We start from the raw sequence: 17360 nt of genomic DNA on the forward strand, positions 1-17360 counted from the left end.
TGGATTAAAAAATGGGTTTTAAAATGATGGACTTAAGCTTTTTTAAATCAAAAAAAGTTCTGGTGACAGGGCACACAGGGTTTAAAGGCTCCTGGCTGTGCAGAATACTTATGAATGCGGGAGCTTCTGTCACTGGATACAGTCTGGAGCCGGCCGGGGAACCTAATCTGTTTTCTTTAGCCGGACTGGAGCAGGGCATCCGCAGTGAGATCGGGGATGTAAGGGATTACCGCCGTCTGGCAGGGCTCTTTAAAGAGATAAGGCCTGAGATCGTATTTCACCTGGCAGCCCAGCCGATCGTAAGAGAAGGTTATTTAAATCCTAGATTTACCTATGAAACGAATGTAATGGGTACTGTCAATTTGCTGGAATGCGTCCGGAAGGCAGATTCGGTGAAAAGCCTGGTCAATGTGACTACCGACAAGGTCTATAAAAATAATGAACAGAGCCGGGGCTATCGGGAGGAGGAGCCTCTGGATGGGTTTGATCCCTATTCCAACAGCAAATCCTGTTCCGAACTTGTGACCCATAGCTATGTGAACAGTTTTTTTCAGGGGGAAAACTCCCCGGCTGTCTCTACAGCCAGAGCCGGAAATGTTATAGGAGGAGGAGACTTTGGGAAAGACCGGATCATTCCGGACTGTATCCGAGCAGTAGCAGGCGGACAGGTGATCGCTGTAAGGAACCCGTCTTCAATACGGCCCTATCAGCATGTACTGGACTGCCTCTCCGCTTATCTGATGATCGCTCAAAGGCAGTATGAAGACAAATCCAGTGCAGGCTTTTATAATGTCGGCCCTGATGATTCTAACTGTATTACCACGGGAGACCTGGTAAAAAAGTTTTGTTCATGCTGGGGCAAAGACGCCTCCTGGAAACATTGCCCTGAACAGGATGCCCCGCACGAGACCGTATGTCTGAAACTGGACTGTAGTAAGATCCGGTCGGCCTTTGGATGGAAGCCAAAACTGTCGATAGATCAATCTCTGGATCTGGTCTGCCGGTTCGGTAAGGTATGGCTGGAGGGGGGAGACCTCCCGGCGGAAATGGACAGAGAGATCCGGAATTATTTTGAGAATACAGACTTTTGAAACGGCAGACTTTTGAAGAAACAGATACTTGAAGATATGGATTTTTAAAGGGAAAGAGTCTTAAAGGGAAAGATCCTTGAAGGGAAAGATTCTTGAAGGGAAAGATTCTTAAAGAGAAAGATCCTTAAAGAGCCAGTTTTTTAAAGGGACAGATCATGTGGAGAAATGAAGCGGAGGCCAGAGCTCAGATCAAGGACCTGGTAGCTCAGTATTATCATGATTTTAAGGAGAGGAAGGCTCCTTTTTGTAAAGGCGACCGGATTGCCTATGCGTCGCGGGTTTACGATGAGAAGGAAATGCAGGCTCTTACGGATGCGATGCTTGATTTCTGGCTGACGACAGGACGTTTTTCCGGGCAGTTTGAGAAAGAATTTGCCTCATGGATCGGGGTTAAGTATGTTCATCTGACCAATTCCGGCTCTTCGGCAAATCTGCTGGCCTTTATGGCGCTGACAGCCCCGGAGCTGGGGGAGCGCAGGATAAAAAGGAATGATGAAGTGATCACTGTCGCCTGCGGTTTTCCCACAACGATCTCCCCGATCCTTCAATATGGCGCCGTTCCGGTATTCGTGGATGTGACCATCCCGCAGTATAATATTGATGTGGGAAGGCTGGAAGATGCCCTGTCTTCAAAGACGAAGGCGGTGATGCTGGCGCATACGCTGGGCAATCCCTTTGATCTGCGCAGGGTAAAAGCCTTCTGCCAGGCGCACGGCCTGTGGCTGATCGAAGATAATTGCGATGCTCTGGGGTCAAAATATACGATCGGTCAGGAAACCCGCTGTACAGGTGCATGGGGGGATATCGGGACCAGCAGCTTTTATCCTCCCCACCATATGACAATGGGGGAGGGAGGAGCGGTTTACACGAATGATCCTCTCCTGAGCCGCCTGATCCTTTCTTACCGCGACTGGGGGCGTGACTGCATCTGCCCATCGGGACATGACAATTTCTGCGGGCACAGGTACGACGGACAATATGGTGAACTTACCAAAGGATATGACCATAAGTATGTCTACAGCCACCTGGGCTATAACCTTAAAATAACAGATCTGCAGGCCGCGATCGGATGTGAACAGCTGAAGAAGCTCCCGTCCTTTACCAAAAGACGTATTGCTAACTGGAACCGACTGCACAGAGCCCTGGAGGGGGCTCAGGATCTGCTGATCCTGCCGGAGCCGGCAGAAAACAGTGAGCCAAGCTGGTTCGGTTTTTTGATCACACTCAGGGATGGCCTGGACAGAGAAAAAGTGGTCAGGTACATCGAAGACCATAATATTCAGACGAGAATGCTGTTCAGCGGGAATATCATCCGGCATCCCGGATTTGATTCGATCCGGGACAGCCGGGCCTATCGTGTCGCGGGAGACCTCCGCTGCACAGACAGGATCATGGAGAGATCCTTCTGGGTGGGCGTCTATCCCGGAATGACGGATGAAATGATTGATCACATGGCAGAGATCATCCTTGAAGCTTTACAGAAGTCCTGTGGGAATCGATGAAAATGTTATATATGGATACAAGAGAGGACATGCCCTACAGACCGACGAAACCGACGACCGTAGAAGAATTAAAGCTGTGTGCCGCGAGAATAAGACTTCAGCTGCTGGAACTATGTACGAAGGAAGTGATCCACATAGGGGGAGACCTTTCGATCGCTGATGTCATGACTGTATTGTGGCTCTATCAGATGAAATATGATCCCTCAAATCCAAAATGGGAGAAAAGAGACCGCTTTGTCCTGTCGAAAGGCCATGCGTCAGCGGTCACAAGCTTTGCCCAGGCTATGCGGGGGTGCTTTCCGGCTGAAGCCGTCATTCGCGACTATGCAAAGGATGGAAAGAGCTTTTCCATGCATTCCTGTGCCCTGAATAACCGTTTTGTCGAGGCTTCAACGGGAAGCCTGGGACACGGATTTCCCATTGCCTGCGGCATGGCGGCCGGGCTCAGACTGAAAAAAAACGACACAAGCCGGGTGTATGTCCTTATGGGGGACGGAGAACAGGCGGAGGGGTCTGTCTGGGAAGCGGCCATGAATGCGGCTCACTATAAGCTGGGGAATCTGGCGGCCATTATTGACTGCAATGGCTTTGAAGCGGACGGCCGGATCGATGAACTGACGGCGATCAATGACCTCGGGGATAAATACAGAGCTTTCGGATGGAATGTGTGTGAATTTGACGGTAATGATATCGGAGAGATCAAATACCGGTTTGACAGGCTTCCTCCTCCCCGTTCAGAGAAACCGACTGCCCTGATCTGCCGAACGGTGAAAGGAAAAGGCGTTCCCTTCATGGAAAACGAGCCGAAATGGCATGCCGGGAAGATCACACCGGAACAATTCAAAGAATGTGAAGATCTTTTGCTCAGGGAGTGGAGAAAGCCATGACACCGGGTTTTGATGTGGAAAAAAAGTATTCTCTGAGGGATACGATCGGGCAGTATGTGAAAAAGCTGGGCGGGGAAAACGAAAAGGTCCTTGTGGTAAATGCGGATCTGATGGGGACCTGCCGAAACCGGTCTTTTGTTGAGGCGTTTCCGGAAAGAGCCTTTAACGTCGGCATCGCGGAACAGAACCTGGTCAGTTTTTCGGCGGGCCTGGCCCATGAGGGCTTTATCCCTTTTGCCTTTACCATGGCGCCCTTTATGAGTATGAGGGCTTGTGAGCAGTGCAGGACGGACGTCGCTTATCCGGGATTGAACGTCCGGCTTGTAGCTGCCTATGCCGGTGTATCAGGGGGAATATCGGGTCCCACCCACTGGGGGATCGAAGACTGCGGAATAATGTGCAGCATGCCCAATATGACAGTGATCGAAGTCAGTGATCCGGTTCAGGCAGAACAGGTGCTGTCAGCCAGCTTGTCTTACGAAGGCCCGATCTATATTCGGAACGGGATAGTCCCGACCTTCCGGATCCACGGAGACGACTACCAGTACAGAATCGGAAGAGCAGACGTCATTGTTGACGGAGATGACGGCGCCATCATCTGTTCAGGAACGGTAGTTCAGTATGCAGTACTGGCTTCTCTTGAGATACGGAAAACCTGTAAAAAACAGGTCAGAGTGATCGATATGCACACCATCAAACCCATCGACAGACGAGCGGTCATAGAAGCTGCCGGCACCGGTACAGTTCTTGTGGTCCAGGATCATAATGTGATCGGAGGACTCGGTTCGCAGGTGGCCAGGGTCATTGCGGAGAGCGGTCTGTCCGCCAGGTTTGCGATCGCAGGGATACCGGACACCTTTGCTGTTATGGCTCATGCGGATTACCTGTATGCCGAATATGGAATGGACGCAGCCGGGATAAAAGGGAAAATACTTGAGATGATGGAGCATTAAATGAAAAGAGCTGTTGTTACAGGTGCTACAGGGACGATCGGCACAGCCCTGATCGATGAGCTGATCAGAAATGACATGGAAGTCGTCGTGATCTGTAATCCTGATTCTGAACGTAATGACAGGATACCGGAGGATGAACATATAAGGAAACTGTATTGTCCTCTGTGCCGGTTAAAATCTCTGGAAAACACCACCGGGAAGGAATATGACGTCTTTTATCATCTTGCCTGGCAGGGGACAGGCGGTCCTTTCCGCAATGATATCTACTTACAGTACAGAAATGTGCAGTATTCGCTCGATGCTGTCGGCGCAGCGAAAAGGTTTGGCTGCCGCACATTTATCGGAGCCGGGTCTCAGGCGGAATACGGAAGATTTAATGGAAAACTGAAACCGGAGACCCCGGCCTTCCCTGAGACAGGCTATGGGATCGGAAAACTGTCCGCCGGCCTGATGACCAGAGAATACGCGCATCAGGCAGGCCTGCGTCATATCTGGGTGAGGGTCCTGAGTGTGTATGGGCCCAATGACAGCAGTCAGACAATGATCATGTCTGTTATTAAAAGTATTCGGGAAGGAAAAACGCCGGAGCTGACAAAGGGAGAACAGATGTGGGATTATCTGTACAGCGGTGATGCGGCGAGGGCCTTTTTCCTGTTAGGAGAAAGAGGCAGGGACGGAAAGACCTATGTGCTCGGAAGCGGGAAGGCGGAACCTGTAAAGAATTACGTCAGCATGATCAGAGACAGGATGGATCCCTCAGCGCCGCTTGGCTTTGGAAAAGTCCCCTATGGAGACAGGCAGGTGATGTACCTGTGCGCGGATATCAGCGACATAAGTGCGGATACGGGATGGAGGCCATCGACCCCGTTTCATGAGGGGATTCAGACTGTCATAAAGCATTTCTGCACATAACTTAACATGACTCAGCTTCGTGATCCTGCACATGATCCGGCTATATGATCTTAGCGGCCTCTAAAGAGAAAGCGGGCGGTAAATGTTGAACAGCAATAAGGAACAGGATGATCTGGTCAGTATCATTGTCCCTGTCTACAATGTTGAAAGCAGGGTGGAGCTTTGCCTCAGATCACTGCTGGCACAGACCTACAGGAATATTGAGATCATCATAATGGATGACGACTCGACAGACAACTCTCTGTCCCTGTGTGAACAGGCGGCAAAACTGGACAGCAGGATCATTGTCAGACATAAGGAACACGGCGGTCTGGGGGCTGCAAGAAATGCCGGCCTTGAAATTGCCGGAGGAGACCTGATCTGTTTTTGCGACAGTGACGATTACGTCGACAGACAGTGGGTCGAGGTGCTCCGCAGGGGGATGGAGCCGGAAACAGAACTGGCAATATGCGGCTTCACCCGTGTGTATGATGACACTTATTCTTATAAGGGCCCCGAACCGGCGATCGATTACTATACTCCCGGAGATCTGTGGCTTTTATTCCGCCGCGGATTAGTGACGACAGCGTGGAATAAGCTGTATAGAAAAAGTCTCATCGAGAAATACAGACTCAGGTTTAACCATGAAAAATCAGGGGAGGACCTGCCCTTTAATCTGGACTATATCGCTGTAATGAATGGGAAAATCGCGGTTACCGGGGCAGGGCTTTATGCCTATTATCAGAATCCGAAGAGCATTACAAATTCTTACATACCTCAGATGTGGAGAGCCAGTTGTATCAGAATGGACCGCCTTAAAACTGCCACAGAGCGCCTGGGACTGGATTTTCATAAGGTTGAAGACGAGTATTATTTCCTATATGCCGATTTACTGGAAAGAAATCTGAAAAATGCATATAAGAAAAAAACAGGCGGACCGGATATAGTCAGAGAAATAGATTCAATCATCAAAGACGAAAAAACAAAAAAGATCATAAAAAGAGTTCCGGAAGCGAAAAAGACAAAAATCATAAGACTGATCGAAAAGACCGGCTGTTCAACTGTTTCCGGTATTCTGGTGTACTTATATTACAAATACAGGACAAGATGACACAGAGAGAAAGAAACAGGGTGTTCCGCAAAGACGGGACAATAGCAGAGCCGGTGGACCTCGATCTTTATAGAACCGATGTGCCGCCTTACTGGATCTCATAACTGAATGGGAGCCATTTGCCATGATTCCTAAAATCATACATTACTGTTGGTTTGGACGCAGTGAAAAGCCTGACCTGGTAAAAAAGTGCATAAACAGCTGGAGAGCGTACTGCCCCGAATATAAAATTATTGAGTGGAACGAGGATAACTATGATTTTTCCACTGCTCCGGCCTTTGTTCATAAGGCTTTAAAGGAAGAAAAGTGGGCATTCGTATCTGACTATGTGCGATTGAAAGTAGTTTATGAATATGGCGGAGTGTATCTGGACACGGATGTAGAGCTCATCAGGCCGCTGGATCCCCTCCTGAAGAATAAGATTTACTTCGGTGTCCAGTATGATTTTCATCCCGCTACCGGACTGGGATTCGGTTCCGAGAAAGGTATTCCTTTTTTAAAAGAACTGATGAGTACCTATGAAAACTGCCGCTTTTCCTCTCAGGACAGTCTGGATATGATCCCTTGCCCAGACCGTGATATAGAGGTTTTTCTTGCTCATGGCTTTATCGTGGACGATAGGGAGCAGACTCTTGACGGTTATATACATATTTATCCCACGGATTACTTCTGCCCGGTCTCCTTTTATTCATCCAAAAAAAACTTTACTCCCAATACAATTTCGATTCACTGGTATGCTGCAAGCTGGCATCCGGTTTATGGGAAGAAGGGACGTCTGTACAGATTAGTCAGAAAAAAGATTTGTATTGCCGCTGATTATATCCTGCATATTCCAAACCGCATCGGGATGACGGTGTTGGGTATGGAACGATATGAACATCTCAAAAAAAAAGCTAAAAAGAAGAATATGAGTCCGGGATCAGACAAAGCATTATGAGCGGGCAGCAGGTCTGCCGCAGGATCCTTTCAGCCAGGGGGGGAGCAAATGGAAGACTTTGATGTTGTAATTGTATCTAAAAAAGGATGGCTCGATGTTGATTTTAAAGAGCTTTGGAGATACAGGGACCTGATTTTATTGTTTGTAAAAAGGAATTTTATTTCACTGTACAAACAGACGATACTGGGACCGGCGTGGGCAATTATCCAGCCGCTTCTTACAACAGTCATTTTTACAGTTGTTTTCGGATCGATGGCGGGTCTGTCGGCAGACGGAGTTCCTTCTTTTTTGTTTTATATGAGCGGGACGATTCTATGGACGTATTTTTCAAACTGCCTGACAAAGACGGCGAGTACTTTTACCGCGAATGCCAGAATTCTGGGAAAGGTCTATTTTCCAAGACTGGTCATGCCTATTTCCACGGTTTTAACCAATCTCATCTCGCTCGCTATTCAGTTTGCCATGTTTCTCTGTTTTCTGGCTTATTACGTGATCAGAGGAGAGGTTCGTCCAAGCGGCTATGTGCTGCTGCTCCCCCTGCTTGTGCTGCAGACAGCTCTGCTTTCCCTGGGGAGCGGGATCATTGTATCAGCTTTGACAACGAAATACAGAGATCTGCAGATGCTGGTCAGCTTCGGAGTTCAGCTCTGGATGTACGGGACACCGGTCGCCTATGACATCAGGATCATCCCCGCCAAGTATATGAGGTTCTATATGCTGAATCCGATGACGCCGATTATTAATGTATTTAGAAAAGCCCTGTTGGGAATAGGCCGGTTTCAGCCGGGATACTATTTGTGCGGATGGGTCGTTACGATCTTCATTACCTTTATCGGAATCGTTCTGTTTAACCATGTCGAAAAAACTTTTATGGACACGGTATAAGGCATTTGTATGAATAAAACTGTGATAAGAATCGAGCATGTTTCGAAAGAATATCGCCTGGGCGCGATCGGAGGAGGTACTCTGAAAGGCGATCTTCAGACCTGGATGGCAAGAATGCGCGGCAGGGAAGATCCGAATTCAAAGATTGGATCGACCAGGAACGCAGGGGCCGGCGAGCGCTTCCTCGCATTGGATGATGTCAGCTTTGAAGTCCAAAAGGGGGAAGCCCTGGGGATCATCGGTCATAATGGAGCGGGAAAATCAACCCTGCTTAAACTTCTGTGCAGAGTGACCGCTCCTTCGAAAGGTAAACTGTCTTATAACGGGCGTATTGCCTCTATGCTGGAGGTGGGAACAGGGTTTCATAGTGAGCTCACCGGCCGGGAGAATGTCTACATGAACGGCGCTATCCTCGGGATGACAAAGCAGGAGATCAGCCGTAAATTTGATGAGATCGTCCGGTTTGCCGAAATGGAACAGTTTATCGATACACCGGTAAAGAGGTATTCCTCGGGCATGTATGTAAAGCTCGCATTTGCCGTTGCGGCTCATCTCGACAGCGAGATCATGATCATGGATGAAGTACTGGCTGTCGGTGATGTCACTTTTCAGAAAAAATGCCTGAGACGGATGCGGGCGGCCGCGACAGAGGAAGGAAGAACGGTTCTGTACGTCAGCCACAATATGAACACGATCCGCGAACTCTGTGACAGGTGCATTGTCATGGATCACGGGAAGATTATTTATGACGGGGATGTTGAAAAGGCGATCGGGATCTATATCGGAGCCAATGATTATTTCAGAACCAATTATGAATATACTTCATCCTCCCATTCCAGGGGAGGAAGAAAACAGGCTCTGATCGAATCGATCAGGTTTGAAGACGGTTTTACAGGCCAATGTACCGCATCCCGGGAAGTGAGGCTGACCCTGGGAGGAAGAGCTGTGGATAAACTGCAGAATCTGCGCTTTCACTTTGAGATCGAAGCGCCTAATGGCAACAGGATTGGTACCATGTTCACGGACAAAGAGATTTCCGTGAATAAGGGAGAATCGTTTACTGTTCCCATGAGCCTCGATCTTTCAGGGCTTGCGCCGGACCGCTATATATTCCACGCAGTCGCGGAAACTTTGGAGTCCTATGAGACCTATGCGTGGCAGGACTCAGTCAGCCATGCCTTTACCCTGGAGATCCTCGCGGATCCCGATTCCCGGAAGATGGGCATATGGGCCACGAGAAGCTGGGGGAATGTGAAGCTGAAGGATATCAGGATCAGAGCGGATGATGTGTAAGTCATCCTCGCATATCCATTTAGAAAAGTAAATGATTAAACCCGAGGAAGGGGGATGTTTTGTATTTTGAGAAAAAAATCAGCATTGTCATGCCGGTCTACAATACATCCGTCCTTTTCCTGAAAGAAGCCGTAAGCAGTATCCTTGGTCAGTCCTTTGATGAATTTGAATTTATCATCATTGATGACGGATCCGCTGCCCCCGTCAGAGACTATCTGGATTCTCTGGAAGATCCCCGCATAAGGATCATACGCAATGAAAAAAATCTGGGCATTACAAAATCCCTGAATACAGGCTTCAGAACCGCAAAGGGAAAATACATTGCAAGGATGGACAGCGATGATATCAGTCTGCCCGGCCGGCTGCAAAAACAGTATACTTTCATGGAGCGCCATCCTGATGTGATCATATGCGGGACGGAGACAGAAGCAATTGGTTCTGCTGAGGGAAAACAGGGCAACCTGTCCGGTAAATACAGAATTGAAGATACGGAAGAGTACAGGATTAAAATGCTCTTCGAAAATCCCGGTCCCTTCCACCCCACGGCCTTTTTCCGGCATGAAAAACTGCTTGAACATGGCATTCTGTATGATGAGAGTCTTTACTATGCTCAGGACTACGGGATGTGGGAGACGATCAGTCATTATGGGAATGTGGCTGTTCTTGAGGATGTATTGTTTCTCAGGAGGAAACATGAAAACCAGATTTCCACTGCGCACAGGGCACGCCAGATTCAATGCGATAAAATGACCCAGAGGAAACTCCTTTCAGAATTGCTGGGAAGTGTAACGGAAGAGGAGATGGACCTGCATTATGTTCACTCCACAGGGGCCTTTCGCGATGCGAAGATCACACCTGAAGTTGTGCAATGGTATGAACGTATCCTTAAGGCCAATGACCGGAGCCGCATCTACAACAAACGAAAACTGAAAAAAAGGATCCTGATTATTGAAAGAAGACTCGTAGAGCAGTCTTTTACCAAAGAGATGTCAAAGCTGGATAAGCTGCGGCTTGTCTTCAAATATCTGCCTTTCCCGTATGCAGTCAGAGAAACGAAAGAAATAGCTTTACTGAAATTCAGGAGTCTCATTTCCGACTGACAGGCTGAGCTGTTTACGAAAAACATTTACGGAAAAAGCCGTGTGCGAAAAAAACTGCGTGTGAATAAAGCTGTTTATAAAAAACTGTGTACGAAAGATGAAGAGTGATAAAAAAACTGCTCATAAATCTGCTGAAAGCACATCTATTCAGCGACGTTTCTCTGTTGTGAAAAGAGCAGTACTCTTTTCAGTGTTGATCGCAGCGATCCTGGTACTGATGCTGATCCGCGGCCAGATGCTCGTCGTACGAACCTGTTTTGTACCCGTTCATCCGGAAGACATGCCTTCCACTGGATTCAGGATCGCAGCCCTGGCCGACCTGCATGGCCGGATGATCGGAGAGAATCAGGGTAAAATAGTCGGCAGAGTCCGGGAGATCAGGCCGGATCTGATCGTCTGTCTCGGGGATATGGTGGACAGATCGAGGGCGGAGGAATCGAAGACAGCGTATACTGCTCTCGTAAAACTACTCACGGCTATAGCACCGGTATATTATGTGGACGGAAATCATGAACTGGATATCCGGGACAGCGATCCGGAGATCTATGCCCGGTTGAATGCGGAACTGAAGGAGGCAGGAGCTGTACATCTTCAAAATGAGATCGTACGATTTATGATCGATGACGAAGACATTCGGCCTGAAGGCATGGAGCCTGAAAGCATGGAGCCTGAAAGCATGGAGCCTGAAAGCATGGAGCCTGAAGCTGCCGCGGTTGGAAAAGCATTGGACAAAGGCGCCTCAGACCGGAAAGGGTCCGTTGTCAATCTCTGCGGCATTACCACACACTACTACTGGGGGGAGGCGGAATATGCCCTTGTCGACCACCTGCGTCAGATGGATGGTGTAAATATACTGCTCTGCCATTATCCGGAATCTGTTCTGTGGTATGATGCCTTTGAAGGGGGAGGGCTGGATGCCGCCCTCTGCGGACATACTCACGGAGGATTGATCCGCCTGCCTTTTGTCGGCGGTGTGTTCTCGCCGGAGCAGGGCTGGTGGCCCCGGTATGATCAGGGAGCTTATCCGGTTTACACGGATACAGACAAAAGAAATTACGGCGGAGGTGTAGGCTCCCAATACCTGGGAACTATGATCATTTCCGGAGGACTTGCCGGGGAACATGGGGTTCCCAGGATAAACAATCCAAAAGAAATATCCGTAGTGGAGATCAGCGGGATTATCGGATCCCCGGGGGAGTAAATAAAAGTAAAAGTAAATAAAAGTAAATAAGAAATGTTGCCTGAAACTCAGCTCGATAATACAATATATTGTTACGATGTCATTACATGCCGCAGTGGATTACACTGGCTGTCACTACTTCAGACTGCGGAGGATAATTATTTCGGTAAACCAGGAAAAATGGACAGGATGTAATACACCAACTGTTTTTTTATCAAGACTTCATTGTTTTTTAACACGCAGGGGTTATAAGTATTGTTATAGTGTTTGTAACAATACGGAGCAATAAGCCGTGTTGTGTAATGGGTCTTGTCGAAAAGGAAGGTGCTTTCCTTACTGTTTGTCTGAAAGACATTGTTAAATCAGAAGATATTGCTAAATCAGAAAACATTGCCGGATCAGAAGATATTGCCAGATTAGAAGTCATTGCCGGATCAGAAGATATTGCCGGATCAGGAGATACTGTCAGACCAGGAGATAAGGATAAAATGAACATCAGAAAATTAGTACTGCCTGTATTGGCATGGATCATTTGCATAGTGGGGGCTTACAAACTTTATACTCTTGTCCGGGCAGATCAGGCCGCGCAGGAGGAGAGATATGCGGTTCTCCAGATGCAGGCGGCTGCCAGTGAAGAGACTGAAGTCGAGAAACTGGAAAAACAAACGGATATTTACGACAAATTGTACTCACAGATCGATGTGAATGATTTTATCTGCTGGGGGGACAGCGCGATGGCGGGAAACGGCTCCCGCTCTCTCCCGAATGTCTTGAAAAAGGTGATAGAAGATAATCTCTTTTCATCCCTCAAAAAAAGCTTCAGCCGGGTGCTGGATACAGATGAATATACGACACCCTCTGTGAAGGTAAACAATATGGGGGTCACCGGTGAGGGAATGCGTCAGATCCTGGTGCGTGCAGGGGTAAATATCATGGAGACCGGCGAGTCGATCACGATTCCATGGGGAACTGAACCAGTTACTGTCAGGTTTATGGATGATGAAGCATGGGACAGGCTGGATCCCAAAAAGAACCCGGACGAGCAGCTGAAGTTTGCGAGACAGAAGACTGTCGATTTCGGCAAGGTTTACATTGACGGGATCCGGGGATCTCTGGTTACGACAGATAACTGGTTCGATTCCGGCCATCCTCAGTATGCTTTCGTCAGAAAAGAAGAGGGGGACAGCACTTATGTGCGGTCAGGGACAGAGATCGAGATCGAAACCGCGACCAGGTATCTCGGCGATACACCTGTTTTCTTCTTCGAAAACGATTCCGGCCGCTCCATTGACGGATTCGTGACCGATATCGAAAAACTGGTGAACCGTTACGCCATTGACGAAGTCCCTGAGACTGACCCATCAGAGGAAACGTCACAGGAAGAGGAAAAAGAAAACAGCCCGGATGATGAAAATGCAGAAGAAAGCGACGCCTCCGCAGAACCTGCTTACGACCGCCCCTTCGTGGTGATCTGTACTGCGCTGGAGGATTCTGACCTGGATAAGGCTCTGAGAAGGCGGTTCGGCACCCGCTATATTCGAAACGATGACTATGCCAGCGAGATGACGGAACGCAATTACAAAAAGCTCGCCCAGGAAGTCTTTGACAACCTCGATTCCCAGGGGTGCTTTACTGAGGTTCAGGCACAGATCCTCATGGCTGTCCAGGAGGCAGAGGGGCTTTGATATACTGGCCTGTGACGTCAGGTATTTAATATAACATCAGGTATTTAATATAATAACCGTATGCAATATCAATGGTATATGATTACATGGAGTTCATGGAATTGTACGCAATATCTGATTTATCAGCATTTTTATTAGTTTTCTCAGATTATTCAAATAGGGTATATTAAGTTTTTTATGGAACGCACATTGGAATTTTTAAAAAAATGGAAGGAACCTGTTTTCCAGGCCCTTATATCTATTGTTCTGCTGGCCCTGATGTTTTCATGCGGAATGATTCCCCTTAAATATATGGGAATCGCAGTGCTGATCGCACTGTTACTGCTGGCTCTGACTTTTCTGGCTGTGAGAAGCAGGAATACTGCTGTCAGGTCTGTCGGGATCATACTGGCTGTCCTCACCTGTCTTGTGTGTGTTATTGGCGCTTTGCTGATTCAGCATGTTATGAATAAGCTGAATCAGATGGCGGGGGCGGAAACACAGATCGAGAATATCGTTGTCATGGTAAACGACACTGATTGTGCGCTCGCAATAGCGGATACCCCCGGCTATTCATTTGGTGTCTTTGAAGGAGCGGATTCTGAACTGATCGATCAGATGATCGACGATGTTCAGCAGTTGAACGGAGATGGAGAGATACAGAAGCGGGTCTTCGATTCGCCCCTTACTCTGGCTGAAGCCCTGCTCGATGGAGATGTCGACGCGGCGATCTGTAACAAAGCCTATCTGTCTCTTTTAGAGGACTCTGTCCCTGACTATTCCAAACAGGCAAAGATCATCTACGAGAAGGAATATGAGACAGACCCTGACCGGTGGGAACGGATGTCTGCCCTGGATGAAGATCAGACCGGGAACGGAGAGTCTATGGATGAGACATCGGAAAATGCTTCCCTCACAGACCACTCCTTTAGTGTCCTGATCAGCGGAATTGATGTTGACGGACCGATCACCGCCACCAGCCGGAGCGATGTCAATATTATTATGACAGTCAACCCGATGAAGCAGAGGATCCTGCTGACTTCAACCCCCAGGGATTACTATGTCCATATTCCCTATGTTTCCGGAGAAGAACTGGACAAGCTGACCCATGCAGGTATCTATGGTGTAAAAACATCGATGAAAACACTGGAGAACCTGTACGGAGTGGGAATCTCTGATTACATCAGGATCAATTTTGATTCCCTGATCCAGCTGGTGGATGTGCTGGGAGGCGTGGATGTGAAGTCAGAGGTGGAGTTCAGTTCCGGCTCCTACCATTTTGTCAAAGGAATGAATCACCTGAACGGAGACCAGGCGCTGGTCTTTTCCCGCGTGAGACACGCGTTTGCCGACGGAGACATCCAGCGCGGAAAAAACCAGATGAACGTCCTGACAGCGATTCTGAACAAACTGCAGTCCCGCGCGCTTTTGAAAAACCCGGCAGATGTCCTGGATGTGATCAGTCAGAGCATGCAGACCAGCTTTTCGACTTCCCAGATCACAAAAACGATCGCCTGGCAGCTGGAAAACAGGCACAGATGGGAAATCAAGAGACAATCAGTCACTGGATCCTCTGATTCACAGGAGACCTTTTCCATGCCCGGGACAGAACTTTCTGTGATCTGGCCGGATGAAGACAGCGTCAGGGAGGCAGCCGGAAAGATCAGGGATGAATTAAAGTGACAGCAGGACATTGTCCTGTCATAGACGTATCATCTGCAGATTTTGTAAATATAAAGTAAATATTAAGTTAAGAGGCAATCGATTTGATTAAAAATAAAACAAATCCAACGGATACAGAACTGAAGGTTCCTGCAGAGACCGGAGAAGAGACAGCAAATGCTGAATCTGGAACCGGAGAGCAGACAACAGCTGAAGGATCTGGATCGGGAGAGCAGACGATAGTTGCAGGATCTGAAGCCCCCGAATCTGAAGCTCCTGAAGCCGGATCTTTGACAGATGAATCTCCGACAGATGATTCTGTCTCAGCTGCCCCTTCCGAGGTTCCTGAAGGCAGTCCTTCTGGAGCCGGGATTCCTGAAAGTAATCCATCTGAGGCTGAAGCTTCAGACGGTGCCCCTTCTGAAGCCGGGACACTGGAGAGCAGCCAATCCGATGCTGCTGCCCCGGAAAACGAGAGTAGCTCTTCAGAGACCACTCCATCAGAAACACCAGCCCCTGAAAATACCTCTCCGGAAGCTGAGACACCGGAGAGCAGCCCTTCCGGCGTTTCTGCCACGGAAAACGAGAGCAGTCCTTCTCAGGTCCAGACTCCCGGATCTGAAATCCCTGCGGTGGAAGACCCCGAAGAGAAGAAAAAAAAGAAAAAGAAAAGACGTTCTCTGCTGGCTTTCTGGCTGTCTTTCCTGATCCTGGCCGGGGCTCTCGGCGGGATCTACTATTATGGCTATCAGTATTGCCAGACGCATTTCATGCCGGGGACGACAATCAACGGGTACGACTGCAGTGATATGACTGTGGATGAGGCGCAGAGATGGTTTGATATCGCGGCAAAGAATTATGTCATGAACATCCGCTTCCGCGGGGGAGCGACGGAGACGCTGAGTGCTGAAGACATGGGTTTCTCCTATCAGCCCGACGGCAGCATCGACGTCCTTCTGCAGAATCAGGATGAAACTTTCTGGCCCAAGTATTATCTGGAGGAGAATCATTATACGATAACGCCGACGGGCACTTATGATCCCGACGTTCTCGAGGCTTCGCTCCGGGCTCTTCCCGAACTGCAGGAAGAGAATATGATCCTCCCTGAGGACGCCTATATTCAGTTCCGGGACGGCACGGAAGATACAGACGGCGAATTTGTGATCGTTCCGGATGTCAAGGGCAGTACGATCGATCTGGATCAGCTCGCCGCAGGTGTCGGCGACGCGGCTGCCCGCTATGAGGAGATGGTCGATGCGGAGGAGATCCCGTATGCCTACAAGACGGCCGGCACCCAGGCGGATGACGCGAAGCTGGTAGCCCGCTGTATGGACCTCAACGATATGGTCGGCGCCAGCCTCACCTACGTGATGCCTGACAAAGAAGAGATCAGGCTCAATTCGGATATTCTGAAAGACTGGCTGGTCAAGGATAAAAAGGGAAGGCTCGTCAAGGACGAAGAGATCTGGAAGGAAAAGATCAGTGATTTCGTCCAGACCCTTGCGGACAATGGAAATACAGTCGGAATGAAGAGGCACTTCAATGCGACGCTTCAGGGTCCGATCGTGGTCGAAGGCGGCTTCTATGGATACGCGGTCGACCAGGAAGCTGAGAGAAACCGGCTTGCAAAGGATCTCGAAAACTGTGTAAAGGATACCCGCACCCCGATTTATTGGAACTTACCCTATAATGAGGAGACTGAATATGACGGCATAGGCACGACCTACATCGAGGCTGACCTGAGCGCCCAGCACGTCTGGTGTTATATACAGGGCAGGCTCGTCATGGACTGCGACTGCGTAAGCGGGACGATGAACGACGGTCACGCCACACTCGCCGGTGTCCACGGGATCATGTTTAAGAAAAGAAACGCTCTGCTTCAGGGGCTCATGCCGAACAGCAGTACAGAATACGAGTATGAGACGGAAGTCAAATACTGGATGCCTTTTTATACAGATGTCGGCTTCCATGATGCCTGGTGGCGCGCTGACTTCGGAGGAGATATCTACCTCAAGGACGGTTCGCACGGATGCATCAACCTGCCTCCGGAGGCTGCGGAAGAACTTTTTTCCTATTGTGATGAAAATATGCCGGTTGTAGTTTATTATTAAAGGTAATAAGTGGCTGGGTGCTGAGATCTAGTGTGACGGCACACTAAAGGAACCCCGGAAAAAGCCTTCGGCATATTTCCCGGCATCCGTTAT

Annotated in this window: 14 protein-coding genes; all 14 read left to right on the top strand. The window is 48.8% G+C overall.

Going from position 1 to position 17360, the window contains the following annotated elements; genetic code table 11:
* Positions 1–23 precede the first annotated feature (23 nt).
* A complete protein-coding gene (gene rfbG / locus BLT02_RS07925; RefSeq protein ID WP_347474921.1) occupies positions 24–1091 on the top strand; it encodes a CDP-glucose 4,6-dehydratase in 1068 nt (355 codons plus the stop codon).
* 155 nt (positions 1092–1246) lie between these two features.
* Positions 1247–2593 (top strand): lipopolysaccharide biosynthesis protein RfbH, encoded by a 1347-nt coding sequence (gene rfbH, locus BLT02_RS07930; RefSeq protein ID WP_092993430.1) that lies wholly within the window; start codon positions 1247–1249, stop codon positions 2591–2593.
* 11 nt (positions 2594–2604) lie between these two features.
* Entirely contained in the window at positions 2605–3480 is an 876-nt protein-coding gene (locus BLT02_RS07935) for a transketolase (protein WP_175453743.1), read from the top strand.
* Positions 3477–4433 (top strand): transketolase family protein, encoded by a 957-nt coding sequence (locus tag BLT02_RS07940; protein WP_092993436.1) that lies wholly within the window; start codon positions 3477–3479, stop codon positions 4431–4433. The genes BLT02_RS07935 and BLT02_RS07940 overlap by 4 nt, the downstream gene beginning before the upstream one ends.
* Complete coding sequence (locus BLT02_RS07945; protein WP_092993439.1) at positions 4434–5345, top strand: NAD-dependent epimerase/dehydratase family protein; 912 nt, start codon at positions 4434–4436, stop codon at positions 5343–5345. It abuts the gene before it with no gap.
* An 82-nt stretch (positions 5346–5427) separates the two neighbouring features.
* Positions 5428–6435 (top strand): glycosyltransferase family 2 protein, encoded by a 1008-nt coding sequence (locus BLT02_RS07950; RefSeq protein WP_092993442.1) that lies wholly within the window; start codon positions 5428–5430, stop codon positions 6433–6435.
* Positions 6436–6943: 508 nt separating this feature from the next.
* Entirely contained in the window at positions 6944–7372 is a 429-nt protein-coding gene (locus BLT02_RS17780; protein ID WP_242869740.1) for a hypothetical protein, read from the top strand.
* A gap of 48 nt (positions 7373–7420) precedes the next feature.
* Positions 7421–8257 (top strand): ABC transporter permease, encoded by an 837-nt coding sequence (locus tag BLT02_RS07960; RefSeq protein WP_092993448.1) that lies wholly within the window; start codon positions 7421–7423, stop codon positions 8255–8257.
* 9 nt (positions 8258–8266) lie between these two features.
* Positions 8267–9550 carry an ABC transporter ATP-binding protein gene (locus BLT02_RS07965; protein WP_092993451.1) on the top strand — a complete coding sequence of 428 codons (1284 nt, stop codon included), beginning with the start codon at positions 8267–8269 and terminating at the stop codon, positions 9548–9550.
* A 59-nt stretch (positions 9551–9609) separates the two neighbouring features.
* Positions 9610–10650, top strand: a complete 1041-nt coding sequence (locus BLT02_RS07970) for a glycosyltransferase family 2 protein (protein WP_092993454.1) — start codon at positions 9610–9612, stop codon at positions 10648–10650.
* A gap of 193 nt (positions 10651–10843) precedes the next feature.
* Positions 10844–11851 carry a metallophosphoesterase gene (locus BLT02_RS07975; RefSeq protein WP_175453744.1) on the top strand — a complete coding sequence of 336 codons (1008 nt, stop codon included), beginning with the start codon at positions 10844–10846 and terminating at the stop codon, positions 11849–11851.
* Positions 11852–12318: 467 nt separating this feature from the next.
* Positions 12319–13515, top strand: a complete 1197-nt coding sequence (locus BLT02_RS07980; RefSeq protein ID WP_139187479.1) for a hypothetical protein — start codon at positions 12319–12321, stop codon at positions 13513–13515.
* A gap of 177 nt (positions 13516–13692) precedes the next feature.
* Complete coding sequence (locus BLT02_RS07985; RefSeq protein WP_092993460.1) at positions 13693–15177, top strand: LCP family protein; 1485 nt, start codon at positions 13693–13695, stop codon at positions 15175–15177.
* 83 nt (positions 15178–15260) lie between these two features.
* On the top strand, positions 15261–17267 hold the full coding sequence (locus BLT02_RS07990; protein ID WP_092993463.1) for a L,D-transpeptidase family protein: 2007 nt from the start codon (positions 15261–15263) through the stop codon (positions 17265–17267).
* Positions 17268–17360 lie beyond the last annotated feature (93 nt).

Source organism: Sarcina sp. DSM 11001, assembly GCF_900101015.1.
Taxonomy (GTDB): Bacteria; Bacillota; Clostridia; order Lachnospirales; family Lachnospiraceae; genus CAG-791.